Below are 24,539 nucleotides of genomic sequence, written 5' to 3'. Positions count from 1 at the left end.
AAATGTTAAAATTAGAATTAAGTAAATAGAAAAGGTGTTCTGATGATTTTTTTTGTTAACAAAGGTATAGGGCATGGCAATAGCGGTGTTGAGCATGCACAATTTTATCGCGCGGCTCGTTTCCGTGAAAAAAATATACCGTTTAAGCTGATTTTTACTGATTTATTACCCAAATTACATCAACATATACAAGAATGGCAATTAGCTGAAAATGAAGTCATTGGGCTCTATGACTATCTGTTGCATGATGATCCGGATACTTATTTGCGCGAGGGAGAAGTGAATATTCACAGTTATCAGCAAGATATTCTTTTAGATGATACACAGACACAACGTATGATGAGGTGTCAAACGACCGGAAACTATCAGGCAACAATTTATAAGCATAAAAAGCATGTACCAGAAAAAGATATTTATGTAGTTGAAGATGATCGTGTCATACTTGAGAATAATAATCATCGTATCAGTTGGCATTATCGAGATACAGCTTCCCGTGGCCGACAAATGACTAATATTCATGTCGATAATTTTCGTGGTGAGTATTATGTTTTTAACACTTTTGAGACTTTAGTTGCCTTTTTCTTTGCTGAAATACAACAGCGTTATCAGAAAAATATTTATGTGATTGATCGTGGCACAGAAAATGAAGTGGCATTGATACAAATGAAGCGCAGTGGTCAGCCAATTGTGCTAATTGATGTCGTTCATGCTGCTCATTTTGTGAGGTTCCAACATGGGCAGCCACTTTGGAATAGTTATTACCAATATATGTTAGATCATGTACACGATTTGGATGTGGTTATTGTTTCTACTCAATTACAGAAGAAAGCCATGTTAACTCATCTTCGACATATTGGTATTAATCATGTAGACAGTGAAATTATTGCCATACCAGTAGGTGGTGTTACAAATATTTCTGCTCCACGTCGGTGGTCAGGTGGGATTGCTCATTTTGTGACTGCTTCGCGGCTACACTCGGAAAAAAATATAAATCATATTATTCAAGCTATTCATCAATTACGTTTAGAAGGATTTAAGTCAACGCTCGACATTTATGGTGTTGGCAGTGAAGAACAATCATTGATAAACTTAGTGAATGAATTACATTTGGATCAGGTGATTCAATTTAAAGGATTAAGTCACCAGCTTACTGATACGTTGGCACAGTATGATGCATTTGTATCAGCGTCTTATTCGGAAGGTTTTGGTTTAACTTATTTAGAAGCAATGGCGGCTGCTTTACCAATAGCAACATATGCTAATCTATATGGCGCACAAGAATTAATTCATAATGGTAAAAATGGTTACTTAGCAAATTTCGACCCCCATCGTGATCAAATAAGTGATAATATTAATCATTTATCAACCGCAATGCGCAAAATTTTTGATCATTATGATGCCTTATCTCTTGGTGCGCATCAGCTGGCCAATAACTATCAGGCAGAAATAATCGCTACGCAGTGGCAGAAAGTAGTGGCAAAATATGACAATTGAAATGATTAATTCGTTGTCAGATACTAATTCTGCTGGGGTGAGATGGCAAATTGAACAAGTACGGTTAGGCTTAAGCAGTGCCTTGTGGTTTGCTACACCGCACGAAGATGCTGTATATTTGGTTAAAAAATTAGGTATTAACCCTAAAAAAGTTTATGACATATACGCGCAAAGTTACTTGTCAGATAGTGATGATACAAAAGGTATTTGGTGGACCAATCTTTTAGTACCAAGTGATGCACAGTTTGTGATTAACACAGATTGGACTAAAAATATCATGCAACAAGGTCGTGAATTGGCTAGTTTACGTTGGTTTTCGGATGCGCAAAGAATAGTACAGGCGGTGATCTGGAAAGATTTAGCCGGCAAAATAGATTATAAAGATATCTATCGGCGAGATGGTAAATTGTTTGCTAAACAGTATTTTAGTTCAGGTGAGTTACTGGTATCTGATTTTTATTTTGGGCAACAAGCGGTTCAAGTACAAGATTTTTATTTTAATAAAAAGCGAAATCTTGTTTATGCTGGTGGAGAAAGTTTTAGCACAGCAGAGGCTTATTTGAAAGCGGGTCTTCGTCTATCATCAGCAACGCCTATCAATATCACACAATTAGATCGTGAAGTGGATTTGGTGCCGCCGCACACAACGCTAACTCTGATAGCCGGTGTATTAGACGATCAAGGACAAATTGCCAAAAAATTAGTTGATATTTTACAAGATGACACACATGCGATTGATTACGTTCAAGTGACCCAAACGGACTTTGAATTTTTACAACGAAATCAGTTACCAACAAAAAAATTGCATATAAAAACATTTTGAACAGTATTTCACATATCACAACACAAAAACGACTTTTTGTTCTATAATAGATGATGTAATAATAAAATTTTGGAGGCTATCATGGCTAAATTGACTGTTTCAGATTTGGAACTTTCAGGTAAGAAAGTATTGATGCGCGTTGATTTCAACGTGCCTATCAAAGCAGGTGTTATCGGAAACGATAACCGTATCGTGGCAGCTTTGCCAACGATTAAGTACGTGCTTGAAAACAATGGACGTGCAATCTTGTTCTCACACTTGGGTCGTATCAAGTCTGAAGACGATAAGAAAGAACTCTCATTGGCACCAGTTGCCACACGCTTGGGTGAATTGTTAGGTAAGGACGTTAAGTTTGTACCAGAAACTCGTGGTGCAGAACTTGAATCAGCTATTTCAGCTTTGCAAGATGGTGAAGTTTTGATGGTCGAAAACACACGTTTTGAAGACGTTGTTAACGGCGAAGAAGTTAAAAATGAATCAAAGAATAATCCAGAACTTGGTAAGTATTGGGCATCATTAGGTGACGACCTATTTATCAATGATGCATTTGGTACAGCTCACCGTGCCCACGCTTCAAACGTTGGTATTTCTGCAAACGTATCACAAGCAGCTGCTGGTTTCTTGATGGAAAAAGAAATTAAGTTCTTGGGCGAAGCTGTTGCTAACCCAGTACGTCCCTTTGTAGCTATCATTGGTGGCGCCAAGGTTTCTGACAAGATTGAAATTGTTAAATCATTGTTAGGTAAAGCTGACAAAGTGATTGTTGGTGGCGGTATGGCTTATACATTTGATGCAGCTAAGGGTTATAAGATTGGTAATTCATTGTTTGAAGCTGATAAGGTTGAATTGGCTAAGCAATTGATGGCTGAAGCTGGCGACAAGTTGGTTTTGCCAACTGATTCAATCGCTGCAGATGCTTTCTCAAATGATGCCAAGACTGAAGTTGTTGATGCAACCACAGGTATTCCTGATGGCTATATGGGACTTGATATTGGTCCTAAGTCAGTTAAGTTGTTGCAAGACACTTTGGCAGGCGCTAAGACAGTTGTATGGAACGGACCAATGGGTGTGTTTGAAATGCCTAGTTTTGCTAAGGGAACATTAGCTATTGGTGAAGAATTAGTGACTGTCACTGAAAATGGTGGTACAACAATCGTTGGTGGTGGTGATTCAACAGCCGCTGTTCAACAATTAGGTGTTGCTGACAAATTGACACATATCTCAACTGGTGGTGGTGCTTCTCTTGAATACCTTGAAGGTAAGGAATTACCTGGTATTGCTGCTATTTCTGAAAAGTAATCTTTTGAATATACAAAAACAGGCTCACTTAATTGTGGGTCTGTTTTTTCATGATGTGATTACTATAGTTTTAGCGACAAAAAGTTTGACATCTCCTGTATAATAGGATTAAATATTAACAATCAAAGGAAGCTAACATGATTCGTATTTATAATACATTGTCACGTGAAAAAGAAATATTCAAAGCGATAACGCCTAAAAAAGTCAACATGTATGTTTGTGGACCGACAGTATATAACTATATTCATATTGGAAACGCGCGTTCAGCAATTGCATTTGATGTGGTACGTCGATACCTTGAATACCGTGGCTATGACGTCAAATATGTCTCGAATTTTACAGATGTTGATGATAAAATTATCAATCGCGCGCGTGAAGAAGGCGTTGATGAGATGACAATCGCTAACAAATATGCTACGGCGTTTGATGAAGATACATTGCCATTAAATATTCGCCCAGCGTCAGTACGATCCCGTGCAACCGAGGTTATTCCTGATATTATTACTTTTGTTCAAGATTTAGTCACTAAAGGCTATGCCTATGAAAGCCAAGGGGATGTCTATTTTCGTGCCAAAAAGTTTCATGGGTACGGTATTTTAGCACATCAAGATTTGGCTGAAATGGAAGCAAATGCTGCAGGTCGCTTGAATGATGAAGAAATGACTCGTAAAGAAGATCCAATTGATTTTGCTGTATGGAAAGCCAGCCATAGTGAAGAAGAAATTTCGTGGCAGTCGCCTTGGGGAAAAGGTCGTCCAGGCTGGCATATTGAATGCTCTGTGATGTCACAAAAGTATTTAGCCAATACCCTAGACATTCATGGCGGGGGTATTGACCTAGCTTTTCCACATCATACAAATGAAATGGCACAATCTGAGGCTCGTACGGGTCAGAAGTTTGTTAATTATTGGATGCACAATGGGTTTGTCAATGTTAACAATGAAAAAATGTCTAAATCATTAGGTAATTTCACAACATTACATGATATGTTAGCTAACTATGATGATCCAATGACAATTCGCTATTTTCTGGCAACAACGCAATATCGTCGACCAATTAATTATTCATCTGAGACTTTGGAACAAGCACGCGGGGCGCTAGATCGTATCCGAACAGGCTACCGTAATTTACTATTTCGCATGGATAATGCAGTTGTTGGATCCGATAGTACAATAGAGGATGAAATTAAGCAACATGTACGTGATTTTGAATTTGCTATGGACGATGATTTCAATACACCAAATGCATTGGCTTCTGTATTTGAGCTGGTAACGCTGGCAAATACTTATACTGACGAAAACGAAGTTAAAAAAGCAACTGCAGAATTACTATTAGAAAGTATATCGACAATGATGGGCATTTTTGGCGTGGATGGATTGGCTGATAGGTCGGAATTGACGACAGAACAAAAAAGTCTACTTGAAGCACGTGTTGTTGCACGTCAAATGCACAATTTCGAATTATCTGATCAGTTACGTAATCAATTACGAGATTTAGGAATTAGCGTAGAAGACACAGCAACTGGACAACGCTGGAAACATGAACGGTAACAATAGATAACTAAGGAAACCGGGAGAAAAAGCGAACGGAAGAGGGGGGATAGAGAGAAAGAGTAAGGGAAAGAAAAAGAGTGAGAGAAAGAGATTGACGGAGGGGGAGAAAGTTGGTATATTAGAAGATGTCTTAAGGGCAAGTCAGCGGCAGGGAAGCGCGAAAGAAGCGCTAACAAAAGTGTTGACAAGTGAAACAAGACGCAGTAAGATAGTATAGTTGTCAAATAGCGAAAGCGGTGCAGGGCGTCAGAGCGAGCGTAGCGAGGAGGAAACTTCTCAAAACAAAGGTGTTGACAAACGAAACCGAGCGTGGTATGATAATATAGTTGTCACAGCGACAACAAGTAGCACATTGAAAACTGAACAAAACTTTGAACAAACGAATCTGTTGTTGTTATTAGAAGTAATAACGAAACAAATTTGCGAAGTCAATTCGTAACAAACAATAAACGGATTACGTTATAGAGATATAGCGAAATATAGTCAGTTTAATCGAAGAGCAATCTTCAAATTTTCTAAATTGAGAGTTTGATCCTGGCTCAGGATGAACGCTGGCGGCGTGCCTAATACATGCAAGTCGAACGCACAGCGAAAGGTGCTTGCACCTTTCAAGTGAGTGGCGAACGGGTGAGTAACACGTGGACAACCTGCCTCAAGGCTGGGGATAACATTTGGAAACAGATGCTAATACCGAATAAAACTTAGTATCGCATGATACCAGGTTAAAAGGCGCTACGGCGTCACCTAGAGATGGATCCGCGGTGCATTAGTTAGTTGGTGGGGTAAAGGCCTACCAAGACAATGATGCATAGCCGAGTTGAGAGACTGATCGGCCACATTGGGACTGAGACACGGCCCAAACTCCTACGGGAGGCTGCAGTAGGGAATCTTCCACAATGGGCGAAAGCCTGATGGAGCAACGCCGCGTGTGTGATGAAGGCTTTCGGGTCGTAAAGCACTGTTGTATGGGAAGAAAAGTTAAGGTAGGGAATGACCTTAGCCTGACGGTACCATACCAGAAAGGGACGGCTAAATACGTGCCAGCAGCCGCGGTAATACGTATGTCCCGAGCGTTATCCGGATTTATTGGGCGTAAAGCGAGCGCAGACGGTTGGTTAAGTCTGATGTGAAAGCCCGGAGCTCAACTCCGGAAAGGCATTGGAAACTGGTTAACTTGAGTGCAGTAGAGGTAAGTGGAACTCCATGTGTAGCGGTGGAATGCGTAGATATATGGAAGAACACCAGCGGCGAAGGCGGCTTACTGGACTGTAACTGACGTTGAGGCTCGAAAGTGTGGGTAGCAAACAGGATTAGATACCCTGGTAGTCCACACCGTAAACGATGAACACTAGGTGTTAGGAGGTTTCCGCCTCTTAGTGCCGAAGCTAACGCATTAAGTGTTCCGCCTGGGGAGTACGACCGCAAGGTTGAAACTCAAAGGAATTGACGGGGACCCGCACAAGCGGTGGAGCATGTGGTTTAATTCGAAGCAACGCGAAGAACCTTACCAGGTCTTGACATCCTTTGAAGCTTTTAGAAATAGAAGTGTTCTCTTCGGAGACAAAGTGACAGGTGGTGCATGGTCGTCGTCAGCTCGTGTCGTGAGATGTTGGGTTAAGTCCCGCAACGAGCGCAACCCTTATTGTTAGTTGCCAGCATTCAGATGGGCACTCTAGCGAGACTGCCGGTGACAAACCGGAGGAAGGCGGGGACGACGTCAGATCATCATGCCCCTTATGACCTGGGCTACACACGTGCTACAATGGCGTATACAACGAGTTGCCAACCTGCGAAGGTGAGCTAATCTCTTAAAGTACGTCTCAGTTCGGACTGCAGTCTGCAACTCGACTGCACGAAGTCGGAATCGCTAGTAATCGCGGATCAGCACGCCGCGGTGAATACGTTCCCGGGTCTTGTACACACCGCCCGTCACACCATGGAAGTTTGTAATGCCCAAAGCCGGTGGCCTAACCGTAAGGAGGGAACCGTCTAAGGCAGGACAGATGACTGGGGTGAAGTCGTAACAAGGTAGCCGTAGGAGAACCTGCGGCTGGATCACCTCCTTTCTAAGGATAATCGGAAAACGACAGTGACTTCAGTGTCAAGTTCGTAACGTTCAAAGTTTTGTTTAGTTTTGAGTGTGGTACTGTTATAGGTATCATGGTCAAAGATGAACCTATGGGGAATTAGCTCAGCTGGGAGAGCACCTGCTTTGCAAGCAGGGGGTCAGCGGTTCGATCCCGCTATTCTCCATAGGCAACTGGCAGCAGTTGTCGTGGTTGTACATTGAAAACTGAATAGTAACAAATTCTTTTAATAATTTTTAATTATAAATTGAACCGAGAAACAACACAAAAAAGTTCTTTAAAAAGAACGGTTTAATCGCAGGTCTGAAAAACGACCAACTCATAAACTTGAACCACAACTTCGGTTGTATAGGTTAAGTTAATAAGGGCGCGTGGTGGATGCCTTGGCACTAGGAGCCGATGAAGGACGTAACTAACTACGATAAGCTTTGGTGAGCGGTAAGTACGCTATGACCCAGAGATTTCCGAATGGGGAAACCCAACTCGCAAAGAGTTGTCCATATCTGAATATATAGGATATGAGACGGAATACGCTGTGAACTGAAACATCTCATTAGCAGCAGGAGCAGAAAGAAAAATCGATTCCCTAAGTAGCGGCGAGCGAACGGGGAAGAGCCCAAACCAGAGTGCTTGCATTCTGGGGTTGTAGGACTGATATATAAGAGTTACAAAAGTGTTTTATAGCAGAACAAGTTGGGAAGCTTGGCTATAGAGGGTGATAGCCCCGTAAGCGAAATAAAGCACACTCTTTTCAGGATCCTGAGTACGGCCGGACACGTGAAATCCGGTCGGAATCTGCGGGGACCATCCCGTAAGGCTAAATACTCCCTAGTGACCGATAGTGAACCAGTACCGTGAGGGAAAGGTGAAAAGCACCCCGGAAGGGGAGTGAAATAGTTCCTGAAACCACGACGCCTACAAGAAGTCAGAGCCCGTTAATGGGTGATGGCGTGCCTTTTGTAGAATGAACCGGCGAGTTACGATATCGTGCAAGGTTAAGGAGAAAAGACCGGAGCCGTAGCGAAAGCGAGTGTGAATAGCGCGAATAGTACGATGTTGTAGACCCGAAACCAGGTGACCTACCCATGGTCAGGATGAAGGTGAGGTAAAACTTACTGGAGGTCCGAACCGGTGCATGTTAAAAAATGCTCGGATGAACTGTGGGTAGCGGTGAAATTCCAAACGAACTTGGAGATAGCTGGTTCTCTCCGAAATAGCTTTAGGGCTAGCCTCATTATAAGCATACTGGAGGTAGAGCACTGTTAAGCCTAGGGGCCCATCTCGGGTTACCAAAGTTTGATAAACTCCGAATGCCAGATATGTATGAATGGGAGTCAGACGATGAGTGATAAGATCCACCGTCGAAAGGGGAACAGCCCAGATCGCCAGTTAAGGTCCCTAAATATATGTTAAGTGGAAAACGATGTGATAGTGCATAGACAACTAGGATGTTGGCTTAGAAGCAGCCAACATTTAAAGAGTGCGTAATAGCTCACTAGTCGAGTGCCATTGCGCGGAAAATGTACCGGGGCTAAACATATTACCGAAACTGCGGGTGTGCGTAAGCACGCGATAGGAGAGCGTTGTAAGGGCAATGAAGGTAGACTGTAAGGACTACTGGAGCGCTTACAAGTGAGAATGCCGGTATGAGTAGCGAAAGACAGGTGAGAATCCTGTCCACCGAATGACTAAGGTTTCCTGGGGAAGGCTCGTCCTCCCAGGGTTAGTCGGGACCTAAGGCGAGGCTGAGAAGCGTAGTCGATGGATAACAGGTTGAGATTCCTGTACCAGTAGTAATGCGTTTGACCGATGGAGGGACGCAGGAGGCTATCAGAAGCGTACTGATGGATATGTACGTGCAAGCAGTAAGTTTTGATAAGAGTGAAATGCTTTTATCTACAAGAACAAGCTGTGATGCGGATCGAAATAAAGTAGAGAAGTCTGAGATGTCACACTGCCGAGAAAAGCTTCTAGGAAGTATTACACTGCCCGTACCGCAAACCGACACAGGTAGTCGAGTGGAGAACACTAAGGTGAGCGAGAGAACCCTCGTTAAGGAACTCGGCAAAATGACCCCGTAACTTCGGGAGAAGGGGTGCTCATGGTAAAACATGAGCCGCAGTGAATAGGCCCAGGCGACTGTTTATCAAAAACACAGGTTTCTGCAAAATCGTAAGATGAAGTATAGGGGCTGACGCCTGCCCGGTGCTGGAAGGTTAAAAGGAGTGCTTAGCTTCGGCGAAGGTACGAATTGAAGCCCCAGTAAACGGCGGCCGTAACTATAACGGTCCTAAGGTAGCGAAATTCCTTGTCGGGTAAGTTCCGACCCGCACGAAAGGCGTAACGATCTGGGCACTGTCTCAACGAGGGACTCGGTGAAATTTAAATACCCGTGAAGATGCGGGTTACCCGCGACAGGACGGAAAGACCCCATGGAGCTTTACTGTAGCTTGATATTGAATGTTTGTGCTGCTTGTACAGAATAGGTAGGAGACGTAGAAAATTGGACGCCAGTCTAGTTGGAGTCGAACGGTGGGATACTACCCTCGTTGTATGAACATTCTAACACTGGTCACTTAACGTGATCGTGGACAGTGTCTGGCGGGCAGTTTGACTGGGGCGGTCGCCTCCTAAAAGGTAACGGAGGCGCTCAAAGGTTTGCTCAGAATGGTTGGAAATCATTCGTAGCGTGTAAAGGCATAAGCAAGCTTGACTGTGAGAGCTACAACTCGAGCAGGTACGAAAGTAGGACTTAGTGATCCGGTGGTTCCGCATGGAAGGGCCATCGCTCAACGGATAAAAGCTACCCTGGGGATAACAGGCTCATCTCCCCAAGAGTCCACATCGACGGGGAGGTTTGGCACCTCGATGTCGGCTCATCGCATCCTGGGGCTGTAGTCGGTCCCAAGGGTTGGGCTGTTCGCCCATTAAAGCGGTACGCGAGCTGGGTTCAGAACGTCGTGAGACAGTTCGGTCCCTATCCGTCGCGGGCGCAGGAAATTTGAGAGGAGTTGCCCTTAGTACGAGAGGACCGGGGTGAACAAACCGCTGGTGTACCAGTTGTTCCGCCAGGAGCATTGCTGGGTAGCTATGTTTGGATGAGATAAACGCTGAAAGCATCTAAGTGTGAAACTCGCCTCGAGATGAGATTTCCCATCTATTTATAGAGTAAGACCCCTTAGAGATGATGAGGTAGATAGGCTAGAAGTGGACGTACAGTGATGTATGAAGCGGACTAGTACTAATCGGTCGAGGACTTAACCAAAGTCTAGTTTACAGGAATGTAGACACAAAGCAATTATGAGTGGTTTAATTAAAGGAAGAATTTGATACTATTTAGTTTTGAGTGAATAACTCAAAGGTGTCGTATTGATAGCATAGAGGACACACCTGTTCCCATCCCGAACACAGAAGTTAAGCTCTATCACGCCGAAAGTAGTTGCCGGATCGCTGGCTGCGAGGATAGGAAGATGCGGTGCCGTACATAGGTAGCGAAAGTTACAACAGAGAAGTAGAGAGTTAGGAAGATTTGGAGAGGTGTCCGAGTCTGGCCGAAGGAGCATGGTTGGAAACCATGTAAACAAGGAATTGTTTCGAGGGTTCGAATCCCTTCCTCTCCATTATGGACGCTTAGCTCAGCTGGGAGAGCACCTGCCTTACAAGCAGGGGTCACAGGTTCGATCCCTGTAGCGTCCATTGGCGAAAGTCAAGACCGGCACGCCGGGATAAAAGGATGCCGACTTAGCTCAGTTGGTAGAGCACCGCTCTTGTAAAGCGGGGGTCGAAGGTTCGAGTCCTTTAGTCGGCATGATTTCTGCGGAAGTAGTTCAGTGGTAGAACATCACCTTGCCATGGTGGGGGTCGCGGGTTCGAATCCCGTCTTCCGCTTCTATGCCGGCGTGGCGGAATAGGCAGACGCACAGGACTTAAAATCCTGCGATAGAGATATCGTACCGGTTCGATCCCGGTCGCCGGCATATATGCACCTATAGCGCAATTGGATAGAGCGTCTGACTACGAATCAGGAGGTTGCAGGTTCGACTCCTGCTAGGTGCATAGAGGTTGAAGGAATTCAAACTCTTTTTTAAGTTTAAAGGGGCAAAAGCTCTCGTAGAACTTTTCGGGACGTAGCTCAGCTTGGTAGAGCACCTGGTTTGGGACCAGGGGGTCGCAGGTTCGAATCCTGTCGTCCCGATTGGCAATAAAAGTTGTCAAAGAAGATCGCGGTGTAGCTCAGCTGGCTAGAGCGTCCGGTTCATACCCGGGAGGTCGAGGGTTCGATCCCCCCTGCCGCGATAGGCTCGATATAGGACCTTTAGCTCAGTTGGTTAGAGCAGACGGCTCATAACCGTCCGGTCGTTGGTTCGAGTCCAACAAGGTCCATGCAGGACTACTGTATTGAAACAATGGAGAATTACCCAAGTCTGGCTGAAGGGAACGGTCTTGAAAACCGTCAGGTCGAGAAATCGGCGCGTGGGTTCGAATCCCACATTCTCCTTAGGTAGAGATACCGATTAAAATTATCGCGGGATGGAGCAGTCTGGTAGCTCGTCGGGCCCATAACCCGAAGGTCGTAGGTTCAAATCCTGCTCCCGCAATTGGTCGCATGGTCTAGCTGGTTAGGACGCCTGCCTGTCACGCAGGAGATCGCGGGTTCGAGCCCCGCTGTGACCGTTTAGTATAAGCAGTACTAAGATGGCGCTGTAGCTCAGTTGGTAGAGCATACGATTGAAGCTCGTAGTGTCGGCGGTTCGATTCCGTCCAGCGCCATAGATACACAGAGTGTATCCGACAAAGGATCTGCGAATGTAGTTCAATGGTAGAATTCCAGCCTTCCAAGCTGGCTATGCGGGTTCGATTCCCGTCATTCGCTTTTATGCGGTATGCATAGAAAGAGGGCCTGTAGCTCAGTTGGTTAGAGCACTGTGTTGATAACGCAGGGGTCACAGGTTCGAGTCCTGTCAGGCCCATCAGATGAAGCAAGTCACGTGAGTGCCTTGCTTTTTTTGTCTTGGAAAATTGATACTTGCCTTTTGATATCTTTTTAGATACAATAAATTTATTAACTTACCATAATTAGGCGATCTAAGAAAGTTGTTGGTTGATGAAAAACAACAAGCTGAAACTCCAGTAAGTCACGATAGTTAGTGGGCAATGCCACTCGGTCGTCTCCGTTATCAGATGATGAGTGTTATATATTATGTTGATATATAAAAACTGGGTGGTACCACGGAATCGCGTTTTCGTCCCTTATCTTTTTTGATTAGGATGTGAACGCGTTTTTATATGAGTATAGTTAACTGACCTCTATTGGTTTAAAAAGGAGATAATTATAATGTTGGATATGAAGTATTTACGAAAAAATGTTGATGAGGCTAAGAGACGATTAGGTGATCGTGGTGTGTCTGCTGATCAACTAGATGAGCTACTTGCCTTGGATCAATCAAGACGTGATGCGATCCAAAAAGTAGAAGGATTAAAAGCTGAACGTAACACTGCATCAGATAAAATTGCATATGCTAAGCGTAATAAAGAAGATGCTAGTGTAGCGATTGCAGCTATGCAACGCGTTAGCGCTGAAATTAAAGAATTAGATGCACAACAGGCTTACCTTGACGAACAGGTGCAAAATTTATCTGCTCATTTACCTAATTTAGCAGCCAAAGAAGTACCTATTGGCGAAGATGAAACAGCTAATGTGGAACAACGTGTTTGGGCACCAGCTGACTATCAAAGTCGACCACATGCAGTTGAGAAAACACCAGATTGGTTACAAGCGCACTATGATATAGGTGAGACACTAGGAATTCTAGATTTTGAACGTGGCGCCAAGGTATCTGGTGCTCGTTTCTTATATTATGTTGGTGATGGTGCCAGGTTAGAACGTGCAGTTTATAACTTTATGTTGGATGAGCATCGTAAAGAAGGCTATACTGAAATGATTACACCAATTGTGGTGAATGATTCAGCAATGTTTGGAACAGGGCAATACCCCAAATTTCAAGATGATGCATATCGTGTTGAAGGTCTAACTCAAACTTATATTCCAACAGCCGAAGTACCATTAACAAACTACTATTCAGGTGAAACTTTACCTGCTGAAGAGCTTCCAATTAAATTTACTGCGTTATCGCCATCGTTCCGTAAGGAAGCTGGTGCAGCAGGCAAGGACACACGCGGCTTGATTCGTTTACACCAGTTTAATAAAGTTGAAATGGTTAAATTTACAAAGCCTGAACAGTCATATACAGAATTAGAGGCTATGACAGCGAATGCGGAAAATATTTTGCAAAAACTTGGCTTGCCATATCATGTTATTATGCTATCAACTGGAGATATGGGATTTTCAGCAGCTAAAACATATGATGTAGAAGTTTGGATGCCACAGCAAAATGTTTATCGTGAAATTTCTTCAGTATCAAATACTGAAGATTTCCAAGCACGTCGCATGCACATTACTTATCGTGATGATAATGACAAATTGCAGCTTGTTCACACGTTAAATGGTTCAGGACTTGCTGTTGGACGTACTGTCGCAGCTATTTTAGAGAATTACCAAAATGAAGATGGAACTGTAACAATTCCTGAAGTTCTGCGCCCATATATGGGGGGGCAAGAACAACTTAGAGCAACACCACATCATTAATCTAGTGATGTCTCTAATCAATATATTTATTGATTAGGGATTTTTTTGTGTAGAAGTTTAACGGTGTTATTAAGAGATATAAAATAGTTAAGCATGAAAATTCAAGTTTTGTTATAATAGAACGTAGATTATTGTGCGACAGAACGCACAAATTTAGATTTTATAGGAGAAGCATACAAGCTATTTAATTTTGTGTGCTAAAAATCATGGCAAATCCAATAAGAAAATTAGTTGATAACTCAAAAAAACAACTAAAAAAATTAAATCAGATTGCTGACCAAGTAGACAGCTATGCTGATAGTATGGCTGCAATGACTGATGAACAATTGCAAGCCAAGACAGCAGAATTCAAGCAACACATTGCTGACGAAATTGAAGACATTCAAGATAAAAATAAAAAAAATAAAGTGTTGGCCAATATTTTGGATGACATTTTACCGGAAGTATTTGCGGTAGCTCGTGAAGGGGCAAAACGTGTTCTTGGTCTTTATCCATTCCGGGTTCAAGTTATGGGTTCGGCCGTTTTGCATGGTGGAAACCTTGCTGAAATGCGAACTGGTGAAGGAAAAACATTGACAGCTACTATGGCTGTTTACCTAAATGCGCTTCCGGGTCGTGGTGTTCACGTTGTTACGGTTAATGATTATTTGTCATCACGTGATGCTGAACAAATGGGGCAGCTGTATAATTGGCTTGGTCTATCAGTGGGCGTTAACGTGGGTGATGCACCAGCAGATGAAAAACGTGCTGCTTATGATGCCGATATTACATATTCAACCAACTTTAATATTGGATTTGATTATTTGCGTGATAACATGGTTCGTCGTGCTGATGAACGTGTCATGCAGCGTGGTTTAAACTTTGCCTTGATTGATGAAGCTGATTCGATTTTAATTGATACTGCAAGAACACCGCTGATTATTTCTGGTCCTGGTTCTGGTGTATCACAGTTGTACTCACGTGCTGATCGGTTTGTTAAAACATTGCAACGCGATGAAGATTATAAATTGGACGAAGAAGCTAAGACAACAATGTTGACCAATGAAGGTATTCATAAAGCTGAAGTTTTCTTTAATTTGAATAATCTATATGATGCAGATGATACGGCATTGACACATCATATTGACCAAGCATTACGTGCTAATTATAATTATCTTCAAGATAAAGACTATGTTGTTCAAGACGGTGAAGTTAAGTTAATTGATCAAGCGACAGGTCGTATTTCTGAAGGTACGCGTTTATCTGATGGGTTACACCAAGCCATTGAAGCAAAAGAAAACGTTGAAGTGCAAGAAGAAAATAAGTCTATGGCACAGATCACGTATCAGAATTTGTTCCGAATGTACAAAAAGCTGTCAGGTATGACAGGTACAGCAAAAACAGAAGAAGAAGAATTACGTGAAATTTATAACATGGAAGTTATCACAATTCCAACCAACAAACCGATTAAACGTGTTGATTATCCGGACCTGCTTTATCCATCTGCGCGTGCGAAATACAATGCTGTTGTGAAACTAATTCAAGAATTACATACTAAAGGGCAGCCAGTGTTAATTGGTACGGGTTCTGTCGAATCATCGGAACTATTGTCGAAAATTTTGATGGCTCAAAATGTGCCACATAATGTTTTGAATGCCAAAAATAACGCTAAAGAGGCAGAAATCATTGCCAATGCAGGACAACGTGGTGCTGTAACAGTGGCCACGAATATGGCTGGTCGTGGGACTGATATTAAATTAGGACCAGGTGTTGCTGATCTTGGTGGATTATCTGTCGTTGCTACCGAACGACATGAATCTCGCCGTATAGATAACCAGCTACGTGGGCGTGCGGGTCGTCAAGGTGATGATGGATTCTCACAATTCTTCTTATCATTAGAAGATGACTTAATGATTCGTTTCGGTGCTGATCGAGTACGTATCATTTGGCAACGTATGAATTTGGATGAAGACGAGACAGTGATTACTAATCGTCTGATTACACGATCTGTTGAGTCAGCACAAAAACGTGTTGAAGGAAACAATTATGATACACGAAAGAATGTTCTGCAATATGATGATGTTGTTCGTGAGCAACGTGAATTAATATATAAACAACGTAATATCGTTATTGATGAAGAGAAGTCATTGGAGTGGGTATTACTGCCAATGGTAAAGCGAACGATTGACCGTGTTGTGGATGCACATACAGCAAGTAAGAAAACAGATGAGTGGCAGTTAGAACCAATTGTAACTTTTGCTGGCAATGTCTTAGTTCATGCAGATAGTTTATCTGTTGAAACATTGAAAAGCTTGTCAAGAGATGATATTAAGGCTAAATTACTTGGTTTGGCAAAAGAAAATTATCGTGAAAAGAAAGCACAATTGTACGATCCAGATCAATTATTAGAATTTGAGAAAGTAGTTATTCTACGTGCGATTGACCAGCATTGGACAGATCATATTGATGCTTTGGACCGCTTGCGCCAAGGTGTTGGTTTACGTGGGTATGGGCAATTAAATCCATTAATTGAGTATCAAAATGAAGCCTTTACCAATTTTAATCGTATGATAGCTGATGTTGAATATGATGCCACACGTACGTTTATGAAGGCTGAAATTCGTCAAAATTTACGCTCATAAGCTGATAACATATTAAATATAACGAACCTTGTGTTCGTTTTTATTTTGAAGGGACACAATATAATGGAAATTATCGATGCCAAACATACTTTAGCCGATATCCAAGAAAACATCACAAGATTCCGTGAGACATTAGATTTAGAGGCGTTGACGGAAGAAATTGCTGATTTTGAAAATCAAATGACAGAGTCTGGATTCTGGGATGACAATGTTAAAGCTCAAAAAATAATTGAAGAAAATAATGTGTTAAAAAATCGACGTGATTCTTTTTTGAATTTGACTACTCAAGCAGAAGAAATTGAAGTTTTGATTGAAATGATTTCTGAAGACCCAGAAGATAGCGATATGGCAGCCGAATTGGAAGATAGTGTTGTTAAGGCTCAAAAAGATGTTGAAGCTTATAATTTAGAACAATTATTGACCGAACCTTATGACGCCAATAATGCTATCTTAGAAGTTCATCCAGGATCTGGTGGGACTGAGTCGACGGATTGGGGTGCTAACTTGTATCGTATGTATACACGTTGGGCACAACAACATGATTTTCAAGTGGAAGTGTTAGATTATCATGCCGGTGATGAGGCTGGCATTGATAGTGCGACCATTAAAATTACTGGGCATAATGCTTTTGGGTTTTTGCGGAGTGAGAAAGGTGTACATCGCTTTGTTCGCATTTCACCATTTGATTCAGCAGGACGCCGTCATACCAGCTTCGTGAGTGTTGATGTCATGCCAGAATTAGATGACACGATTGAAGTCGAAGTTCGTGACGATGATATCAAAATGGATGTCTTCCGTTCTGGTGGAGCAGGTGGTCAAAACGTCAACAAAGTATCAACCGGCGTACGGTTGACTCACGAACCGACAGGTATTGTTGTTTCATCAACTGTTGAAAGAACACAATATGGTAACCGTGATTATGCAATGCGTTTGTTGAAAGGGAAATTATATCAATTGGAACTAGAGAAACAGGAAGCCGAGCGTGCTGCCTTAACTGGTGAAAAGATGGAAAACGGTTGGGGATCGCAAATTCGTTCATATGTGTTGCATCCTTATCAGATGGTTAAAGATCATCGAACAAATTATGAAACCAACCAACCTCAACAAGTACTTGATGGTGATTTAGATCCATTTATTAATGCCTACTTACAGTGGCAACTCAGTTTGAAAAATCCAAATTAACTTGTAAAGTCGAAACAATGCGTTTCGACTTTTTGTATCATAAAACAAATTATTTCCTAATCATGGTCTAATGGGTTATAATATAAGTCAACATTAGACATCAATTGCCAAACTGGAGGGCACAACATGGATAACAATTATACAGCAAGTGCACAAAATGTATTAGTTTTGGCTCAGGAACAAGCAAAGTACTTTAAGCATCAAGCAGTTGGGACAGAACACCTATTACTTGCCTTAGCAATCGAAAAAGAAGGGATTGCTAGCAAAATATTAGGACAGTTCAATATTGCAGATGATGACATACGTGAAGAAATTGAGCACTTTACGGGCTATGGCATGACTTCACGCTATGATAAAAATAGTTACTTACCTTACTCACCTAAGGCAGCAGATATTTTACGACAAGCAGGTGAAGAGTCACAGGCTTTGGCACAACCAACAGTCGGGACAGAACATATTTTGCTCGCTTTACTACAAGACGAAAGTATTTTGTCATCACGAATTTTATTAGCGTTGGATGCTAATTTACAAGATATGCGACGTGCTGTTTTACGTAAATTAGGTATTACGGACGTCCGCAAGCAGATGAAACAACGTACGAAACAGCAACAGACTCAAGGAACACCGACTTTAGATGGGTTAGCGCGTGACCTGACACAAATAGCTAGCGAAGGCAATATGGATCCGATTATTGGACGTGCAAAAGAAGTACGTCGAGTGATTCAAATTTTATCACGCCGCACCAAAAATAATCCAGTGTTAATTGGAGAACCTGGTGTCGGTAAAACAGCGATTGCCGAAGGATTGGCACAAAAAATTATAGCTGGTGAGGTACCTAGTGCTCTACAAGGTAAGCGAGTAATGGCATTAGACATGGGATCATTAGTAGCTGGTACGAAGTATCGTGGTGAGTTTGAAGATCGTTTGAAAAAAATCATTGAAGAAATATATAATGATGGAAAAGTTATTTTATTTATTGATGAATTACACACTTTAATTGGTGCTGGTGGTGCTGAAGGCGCTATTGATGCGTCAAATATACTAAAGCCTGCTTTGGCACGTGGAGAATTACAAACATTAGGTGCGACAACTTTTGATGAGTATCAAAAGTATATTGAGTCAGATGCTGCATTAGAAAGGCGATTTGCTTCAGTGACAGTTGAAGAACCTTCACAAGAAGATGCTATTGCTATTTTAACTGGGATTCGGCCAAAATTTGAAGCACATCATCAAGTTCAAATTGATGATGAAGCGGTTAAAGCTGCTGTTAAATTGTCATCTCGTTACATCACAGATCGTTTTTTGCCGGATAAAGCGATTGATTTGATTGATGAAGCTGGGGCTAAAGTTCGTATTGATGCCTCTGATCAGCCCAAACCTATCAATAAAAAGGTAGCGCATTTAGAAGGAATTTCGGCTGCTAAAGATGCTGCTATTGCAGCGCTTGATTTTGAAGAGGCGGCACGTTTGAGAAAGCAAGAAGGCAAGTTGCAAACTCAAATTGCTCGAGCAGAGGCAAAAAAGGCTGCAAACGATGCTAATTCAGATCAACCACAATACAGCTTACATGTTACCGAGGAAGATATTGCTGAGGTAATCTCACAACAAACAGGCGTTCCGTTGACGCAGCTTGAAAAAAATGAGCAACAACGACTAGTTAATCTAGAGGATGTTTTAGGACGTCGAGTTGTTGGTCAAAAAGAGGCAGTTTCAGCCGTGGCACGTGCCATTCGTCGTGCGCGTTCTGGCTTAAAAGATCCCAATCGACCTATTGGAACATTTATGTTTTTAGGACCAACTGGGGTTGGTAAAACAGAATTAGCTAAGGCGCTAGCTGAGGCAATGTTTGGTAGTGAGGATAATATGGTCCGCATTGATATGTCAGAATATCAAGAGCGTTGGTCATCTTCACGTTTAATTGGTTCGGCACCTGGTTATGTTGGTTATGATGAGGGTGGACAATTGACTGAACAGGTACGTAATCACCCATATTCTGTTATTTTGTTAGATGAAGCGGAAAAAGCGCATCAAGATATCTTTAATCTCATGTTACAAGTATTTGATGATGGCTATTTGACAGATTCTAAGGGGAGAAAAGTTGATTTTAGAAATACAATCATTATTATGACTTCTAACTTAGGTGCAACACGCTTGCGTGATGAAAAATCTGTTGGATTTGGGGCTGTTGATTTAAAAAATGATAGTGAAGCAGTTGCTGAAAAGATTCGTGAAACATTAAAAGAAACATTCAGACCAGAATTTATTAACCGGTTAGACGAAACAATTGTGTTTAAATCATTAACCAAAGAAGAATTACATGAAATTGTGAAGTTGATGAGTCGTTCGGTATTACAACGTGTGGCAGAACAAGGGATTTCAGTGAAAATTACACCGGCAGCAATTGATGTTGTTGCGAGTGCAGGATTCGATCCGGAGTATGGTGCGCGTCCAATTCGTCGTGCGTTACAGACAAAAATCGAAGATGTATTGAGTGAAGAATTATTGCAAGGTAATATTACTACGGAAAGTGCAGTCACTATTGGCGCTAGAAATGGTGAAATTAAAGTTACTATTAAGCCCGTTAAAAAGGCATCTGCAAAATCATAATTAAAAGGCAATCACCCTGATATGAGGATGATTGCCTTTTGTGATAAAATAACGATAAGCCAACCAATGAACAGAAAGGGGACAAATGGCAGCTCGTGTGTGCGTTTGATTGTCAGATAAATTAAAGCAAGTATAGACGTTACAAACAAAGTTAGCGCAAATCCATTGAGATCATTAATCAAAGCTAAGTTAAGCAGTACTGGAATATCACCTGATCCCATCGCACGTCGAATAAAGACGAGCCATAGGCTGATTGATAGGATACTAAAAGTCATCAGAAGATGTTGTTTATCGTGTACGTGTATGATGAGATACACTAGCCAAGGGATAAGAAGGTAGGCATGAATACTTTTGTCATGCCAATCTTCTAGTGAAAAAAATAGTAAAAATAAGCCGGTGATCCAAAGTGGCGGATTGCTAAAAAGTAGAGTGCCTATAATCGTACCTAAGCATTCAAATATCGCAATATGGCAGCCAAAATATTGCTGACAGTATCGACATTTGCCTTTGAGCATGATTACCGAAATAATGGGTATAGTGTCGTACCATAATAGCATATGACCACAATGTAAACAAAATGATCTCTTGTGCAAGAGACTGATATGGTGGTTGATGCGATCGGCTAAGCACATAATTGTCGAAATAAGTGTTGCATTTAAAATAAAAATCAATGAAATAGTCATAAAGCATGATACGATGACTGTAAGAAAAATACACAAAGTGCATCACTAAATTCCTATTTAAATTAGACAATTAACTCTCTATTGACTTTTATTCTGATTCTGGTATTATATTTAACGTGCTTTTAAGTAATCTGTTCTGTGATCACATCACAACGTGCTGAACGGCGTTATAAAGGTAACTACCAACAGATTTCGAGTGAGCATTTTTGTTTAAAGACATTTATGACACACCTGGAACTGTGAAACTAGTAAAAATTTAAGGAGAATGTAGCATGCCTACAATTAATCAATTGGTTCGTAAGCCCCGCAAGTCACAGTTGACTAAGTCAAAGTCACCAGCTTTGAACTTCGGCTATAACTCAATGAAGAAGAAAGCAACAAATAACGTTGCACCACAAAAGCGTGGGGTAGCAACTCGTGTCGGAACAATGACACCAAAGAAGCCTAACTCAGCTTTGCGTAAGTACGCCCGTGTGCGTCTTTCAAACTTATATGAAGTGACAGCTTATATCCCAGGTATCGGCCACAACTTGCAAGAACACTCTGTTGTTTTGATTCGTGGTGGACGTGTTAAGGATTTGCCTGGTGTACGTTACCACGTTATCCGCGGTGCATTGGATACTGCGGGTGTTGATGGTCGTATGACATCACGCTCAAAGTACGGCACAAAGGCGCCAAAGAAGTAAGAAGGAGACTGACTAATGCCACGTAAAGGTTATACTAAGCGTCAGGAAGTTTTGCCTGACCCTATTTACAATTCAAAACTCGTTTCACGTTTGATCAACAAGTTGATGCTTGATGGTAAGCGCGGAACTGCTTCAACAATCCTATATGATGCTTTTGATCATATCAAGGAAGCTACTGGTAATGAACCATTGGAAGTTTTCGAACAAGCCATGGAAAATATCATGCCAGTATTGGAAGTTAAAGCTCGCCGTGTTGGTGGATCTAACTACCAAGTGCCAATCGAAGTGCGCCCTGACCGTCGTACAACATTGGGATTGCGTTGGTTGGTAAACTATTCACGTTTGCGTAACGAACACACAATGGACGAACGTTTAGCTAAGGAAATCATGGACGCCGCTAATGACACTGGCGCATCTGTTAAGAAGCGCGAAGATACACACAAGATGGCTGAAGCTAACCGTGCATTTGCTCACTATCGTTGGTAATATAAACAACACAGCTTACTGGCTGTGATAGTTGTTTATTCCTACCATGCAATAATAGTGTAAAATGACAGTAGATGGTACGACGCTGCCAGCGTTTACCGTCAAAAAGCGAACACAATTCTGTGTCGCTTTTTGTTGCATATAGAACAAAACCAGGAGATAACTCACAATGGCAAAACGTGAATACCCACTAGATCGTACACGTAATATTGGTATCATGGCCCACATTGATGCGGGTAAGACGACCACTACGGAACGTATCTTGTACTATACCGGTAAAATTCACAAAATTGGTGAAACACATGATGGTGCTTCACAAATGGATTTCATGGAACAAGAAAAAGAACGTGGAATCACGATTCAATCAGCCGCAACAACAGCTGTTTGGCATGGTTTCTTTGATCAATTCGCTAAGACACCTTACCGTGTTAATATTATCGATACACCAGGTCACGTGGACTTCACTATCGAAGTTGAACGTGCTCTGCGTGTGCTTGATGGTGCCGTAGCCGTACTTGATGGTGCTGCTGGTGTTGAACCTCAGACCGAAACTGTTTGGCGTCAAGCAACAACATATGACGTACCACGTATCGTGTTTGTTAACAAGATGGATAAGATGGGCGCTGATTTCCAAATGTCAGTTGACTCAATCCACGAACGTTTGCAAGTCAATGCGGAAGCTATTCAATGGCCTATTGGTGCAGAAGATGACTTCGAAGCTGTTATTGATTTAATCACAGAAGAAGCTTATTATCCAGTCGATGACTTGGGTGAAAAGTGGGAACCACGTGAAATTCCTGCAGAATTGAAAGATTTAGCAGACGAGAAGCATAATACATTGATTGAAGCAGTTGCTGATGTTGATGATGAATTGATGGAAAAGTATCTTGAAGGTGAAGAGATTTCAGTTGATGAATTGAAAGCTGCAATCCGTCGCGCGACTTTGGCATTACAGTTCTACCCAGTTCTTGCAGGTTCTGCCTACAAGGATAAGGGTGTTCAAATGATGTTGGATGCTGTTGTTGATTACCTACCAGGACCTTTGGATGTTAAACCATATATTGCTAATGATCCAAAAACTGGTGAAGAAGTTGATTTGATTGCTGATGATGACAAGTCGTTTGCTGCCTTGGCTTTCAAGATCATGACAGATCCATTCGTTGGCCGTCTAACATTTATGCGTGTTTATACAGGTACTTTGAAATCAGGATCATATGTACAAAATACATCATCTGATTCACGTGAACGTGTTGGTCGTTTGCTACAAATGCATGCGACATCACGTACTGAAATTGAAGAAGTATTTTCAGGTGATATTGCCGCAGCTATTGGTTTGAAAAACACAACAACTGGTGATTCTTTGACATCTGTTGATCATCAATTGGTACTTGAATCAATGGAATTCCCAGAACCTGTGATTGAATTAGCTATCGAACCAAAGACTAAGGCTGATCAAGATAAGTTGTCAAATGCTATCCAAAAGTTAGCGGAAGAAGATCCATCATTCCGTGCAACTACAAACCAAGAAACTGGTGATACTTTGATCGCTGGTATGGGTGAGTTGCAGTTGGATATTATGGTTGACCGTATGCGTCGTGAGTTTAACGTTGAAGCAACTGTTGGTGCACCACAAGTTGCTTACCGTGAAGCTTTCACAAAGACAGTTCAAGCACGTGGATTCTTCAAGCGTCAATCTGGTGGTAAAGGTCAATATGGTGATGTTTATATTGAATTCTCCCCAAATGAAGAAGGTGCAGGATTCGAATTCGATGACGCTATCGTTGGTGGTGTAGTTCCTCGTGAATATATTCCATCTGTTGAAGCTGGTTTGAAGGATGCATTGAATGCAGGTCCTTTGGCTGGATTCCCATTGGTTGATTTGAAGGCTAAGTTGTACGATGGTTCATATCACGATGTCGATTCTTCTGAAGCTGCCTTTAAGATTGCTGCATCTTTGGCATTGAAGGAAGCTGCTAAGACTGCTGGTGCTGTTATCCTTGAACCAATCATGGCTGTTGATATTGTTGCGCCTGAAGACAACCTTGGTGATGTTATGGGACACGTTTCAGCACGCCGTGGTATGATTGAAGGACAAGAATCACGTGGACCTGTTTTGGCTGTTAAAGCTAAGGTGCCTTTGTCAGAAATGTTTGGCTATGCAACTACTTTGCGTTCAGCTACACAAGGTCGTGGTACTTTCCAAATGGTATTCGATCACTATGAAGCCGTTCCTAAGAACATTCAAGAAGAAATCATCAAGAACAGTGGTGAAGAGAAATAATTAAAGTTTGATTTGTTGGCTATCTGTTTGATGACATATAATCAAGGATACTAACAGACAATAAAATTAATTTTAAACTGACTGATGGTTC

Annotated in this window: 12 protein-coding genes, 16 tRNA genes and 3 rRNA genes; 30 read left to right on the top strand and 1 reads right to left on the bottom strand. The window is 41.9% G+C overall.

The genetic code is table 11. The features are described from left to right. Positions 1–42: 42 nt before the first annotated feature. The 27 genes from FGL89_RS04170 (at position 43) to FGL89_RS04040 (ending at position 20,312) form a co-directional block, all read left to right on the top strand. The gene (locus FGL89_RS04170) at positions 43–1,494 is read left to right on the top strand and encodes a glycosyltransferase (protein WP_014973672.1); all 1,452 of its coding nucleotides are present in this window, start codon (positions 43–45) and stop codon (positions 1,492–1,494) included. Then, positions 1,484–2,317, top strand: coding sequence for a glycosyl transferase (locus tag FGL89_RS04165; RefSeq protein ID WP_014973673.1), 834 nt, complete (start codon positions 1,484–1,486; stop codon positions 2,315–2,317). The genes FGL89_RS04170 and FGL89_RS04165 overlap by 11 nt, the downstream gene beginning before the upstream one ends. 81 nt (positions 2,318–2,398) lie before the next feature. After that, the gene (locus tag FGL89_RS04160; protein ID WP_014973674.1) at positions 2,399–3,616 is read left to right on the top strand and encodes a phosphoglycerate kinase; all 1,218 of its coding nucleotides are present in this window, start codon (positions 2,399–2,401) and stop codon (positions 3,614–3,616) included. 137 nt (positions 3,617–3,753) lie between these two features. Next, positions 3,754–5,166 carry a cysteine--tRNA ligase gene (gene cysS, locus FGL89_RS04155; protein ID WP_014973675.1) on the top strand — a complete coding sequence of 471 codons (1,413 nt, stop codon included), beginning with the start codon at positions 3,754–3,756 and terminating at the stop codon, positions 5,164–5,166. Between the two features lie 519 nt (positions 5,167–5,685). After that, positions 5,686–7,235 (top strand): 16S ribosomal RNA (locus tag FGL89_RS04150). Positions 7,236–7,349: 114 nt separating this feature from the next. Further along, positions 7,350–7,422: transfer RNA gene (locus FGL89_RS04145), tRNA-Ala, on the top strand. Positions 7,423–7,607: 185 nt separating this feature from the next. After that, a 23S ribosomal RNA gene (locus tag FGL89_RS04140) occupies positions 7,608–10,521 on the top strand. A 97-nt stretch (positions 10,522–10,618) separates the two neighbouring features. Continuing rightward, positions 10,619–10,735, top strand: a 5S ribosomal RNA gene (gene rrf, locus FGL89_RS04135). Together the 16S, 23S and 5S rRNA genes with 16 tRNA genes alongside form the textbook arrangement of a ribosomal RNA operon. A gap of 52 nt (positions 10,736–10,787) precedes the next feature. Beyond that, positions 10,788–10,876, top strand: a tRNA-Ser gene (locus FGL89_RS04130). 4 nt (positions 10,877–10,880) lie between these two features. After that, positions 10,881–10,952 (top strand) — tRNA-Val (locus tag FGL89_RS04125). Between the two features lie 39 nt (positions 10,953–10,991). Beyond that, positions 10,992–11,064 (top strand) — tRNA-Thr (locus FGL89_RS04120). An 8-nt stretch (positions 11,065–11,072) separates the two neighbouring features. Next, a tRNA-Gly gene (locus FGL89_RS04115) sits at positions 11,073–11,144 on the top strand. A 5-nt stretch (positions 11,145–11,149) separates the two neighbouring features. Beyond that, a tRNA-Leu gene (locus FGL89_RS04110) sits at positions 11,150–11,233 on the top strand. Between the two features lie 5 nt (positions 11,234–11,238). After that, a tRNA-Arg gene (locus tag FGL89_RS04105) sits at positions 11,239–11,312 on the top strand. Positions 11,313–11,377: 65 nt separating this feature from the next. After that, positions 11,378–11,451, top strand: a tRNA-Pro gene (locus FGL89_RS04100). A gap of 27 nt (positions 11,452–11,478) precedes the next feature. After that, a tRNA-Met gene (locus FGL89_RS04095) sits at positions 11,479–11,552 on the top strand. Between the two features lie 13 nt (positions 11,553–11,565). Further along, a tRNA-Ile gene (locus FGL89_RS04090) sits at positions 11,566–11,639 on the top strand. A gap of 25 nt (positions 11,640–11,664) precedes the next feature. Next, positions 11,665–11,754 (top strand) — tRNA-Ser (locus tag FGL89_RS04085). 26 nt (positions 11,755–11,780) lie between these two features. After that, positions 11,781–11,854: transfer RNA gene (locus FGL89_RS04080), tRNA-Met, on the top strand. A gap of 2 nt (positions 11,855–11,856) precedes the next feature. After that, a tRNA-Asp gene (locus tag FGL89_RS04075) sits at positions 11,857–11,930 on the top strand. Between the two features lie 23 nt (positions 11,931–11,953). Then, positions 11,954–12,026 (top strand) — tRNA-Phe (locus FGL89_RS04070). 32 nt (positions 12,027–12,058) lie between these two features. Continuing rightward, positions 12,059–12,129, top strand: a tRNA-Gly gene (locus FGL89_RS04065). A gap of 23 nt (positions 12,130–12,152) precedes the next feature. Beyond that, positions 12,153–12,226: transfer RNA gene (locus FGL89_RS04060), tRNA-Ile, on the top strand. A gap of 365 nt (positions 12,227–12,591) precedes the next feature. Continuing rightward, on the top strand, positions 12,592–13,902 hold the full coding sequence (gene serS, locus FGL89_RS04055) for a serine--tRNA ligase (RefSeq protein ID WP_135198001.1): 1,311 nt from the start codon (positions 12,592–12,594) through the stop codon (positions 13,900–13,902). 206 nt (positions 13,903–14,108) lie between these two features. Next, complete coding sequence (secA, locus tag FGL89_RS04050) at positions 14,109–16,523, top strand: preprotein translocase subunit SecA (protein ID WP_014973677.1); 2,415 nt, start codon at positions 14,109–14,111, stop codon at positions 16,521–16,523. Positions 16,524–16,586: 63 nt separating this feature from the next. Then, a complete protein-coding gene (gene prfB / locus FGL89_RS04045) occupies positions 16,587–17,705 on the top strand; it encodes a peptide chain release factor 2 (RefSeq protein WP_041773124.1) in 1,119 nt (372 codons plus the stop codon). 126 nt (positions 17,706–17,831) lie between these two features. Beyond that, positions 17,832–20,312: an ATP-dependent Clp protease ATP-binding subunit gene (locus FGL89_RS04040; protein WP_135198002.1), complete on the top strand. Its 2,481-nt coding sequence runs from the start codon at positions 17,832–17,834 to the stop codon at positions 20,310–20,312. Positions 20,313–20,323: 11 nt separating this feature from the next. Here FGL89_RS04040 and FGL89_RS08800 read toward each other — a convergent pair whose 3' ends face one another. Next, positions 20,324–20,944 carry a prepilin peptidase gene (locus tag FGL89_RS08800; protein WP_338033385.1) on the bottom strand — a complete coding sequence of 207 codons (621 nt, stop codon included), beginning with the start codon at positions 20,942–20,944 and terminating at the stop codon, positions 20,324–20,326. Positions 20,945–21,267: 323 nt separating this feature from the next. Between FGL89_RS08800 and rpsL the strand changes: the two genes are divergently transcribed. The 3 genes from rpsL to fusA all read left to right on the top strand — a co-directional run bounded on the left by rpsL (position 21,268) and on the right by fusA (position 24,448). After that, a complete protein-coding gene (gene rpsL, locus FGL89_RS04030; RefSeq protein ID WP_014973681.1) occupies positions 21,268–21,681 on the top strand; it encodes a 30S ribosomal protein S12 in 414 nt (137 codons plus the stop codon). Between the two features lie 15 nt (positions 21,682–21,696). Further along, positions 21,697–22,167 (top strand): 30S ribosomal protein S7, encoded by a 471-nt coding sequence (rpsG, locus tag FGL89_RS04025; protein ID WP_013103428.1) that lies wholly within the window; start codon positions 21,697–21,699, stop codon positions 22,165–22,167. Positions 22,168–22,336: 169 nt separating this feature from the next. Next, positions 22,337–24,448 (top strand): elongation factor G, encoded by a 2,112-nt coding sequence (gene fusA / locus FGL89_RS04020; RefSeq protein WP_014973682.1) that lies wholly within the window; start codon positions 22,337–22,339, stop codon positions 24,446–24,448. Positions 24,449–24,539: the final 91 nt, after the last annotated feature.

Origin of the sequence: Leuconostoc carnosum (genome assembly GCF_007954525.1) — a bacterium.
Lineage (GTDB): Bacteria > Bacillota > Bacilli > Lactobacillales > Lactobacillaceae > Leuconostoc > Leuconostoc carnosum.
This window is presented reverse-complemented; position numbering and strand designations above follow the sequence as displayed.

What these genes read in the sequence shown, in the direction of transcription:
- cysS (WP_014973675.1), top strand. Translation starts at nt 3,754, where the DNA reads ATGATTCGTATTTATAATACATTGTCACGTGAAAAAGAAATATTCAAA.
- secA (WP_014973677.1), top strand. Translation starts at nt 14,109, where the DNA reads ATGGCAAATCCAATAAGAAAATTAGTTGATAACTCAAAAAAACAACTA.
- FGL89_RS04160 (WP_014973674.1), top strand. Translation starts at nt 2,399, where the DNA reads ATGGCTAAATTGACTGTTTCAGATTTGGAACTTTCAGGTAAGAAAGTA.
- fusA (WP_014973682.1), top strand. Translation starts at nt 22,337, where the DNA reads ATGGCAAAACGTGAATACCCACTAGATCGTACACGTAATATTGGTATC.
- FGL89_RS04165 (WP_014973673.1), top strand. Translation starts at nt 1,484, where the DNA reads ATGACAATTGAAATGATTAATTCGTTGTCAGATACTAATTCTGCTGGG.
- rpsL (WP_014973681.1), top strand. Translation starts at nt 21,268, where the DNA reads ATGCCTACAATTAATCAATTGGTTCGTAAGCCCCGCAAGTCACAGTTG.
- FGL89_RS08800 (WP_338033385.1), bottom strand. Translation starts at nt 20,944, where the DNA reads ATGTGCTTAGCCGATCGCATCAACCACCATATCAGTCTCTTGCACAAG.
- rpsG (WP_013103428.1), top strand. Translation starts at nt 21,697, where the DNA reads ATGCCACGTAAAGGTTATACTAAGCGTCAGGAAGTTTTGCCTGACCCT.
- FGL89_RS04170 (WP_014973672.1), top strand. Translation starts at nt 43, where the DNA reads ATGATTTTTTTTGTTAACAAAGGTATAGGGCATGGCAATAGCGGTGTT.
- serS (WP_135198001.1), top strand. Translation starts at nt 12,592, where the DNA reads ATGTTGGATATGAAGTATTTACGAAAAAATGTTGATGAGGCTAAGAGA.
- prfB (WP_041773124.1), top strand. Translation starts at nt 16,587, where the DNA reads ATGGAAATTATCGATGCCAAACATACTTTAGCCGATATCCAAGAAAAC.
- FGL89_RS04040 (WP_135198002.1), top strand. Translation starts at nt 17,832, where the DNA reads ATGGATAACAATTATACAGCAAGTGCACAAAATGTATTAGTTTTGGCT.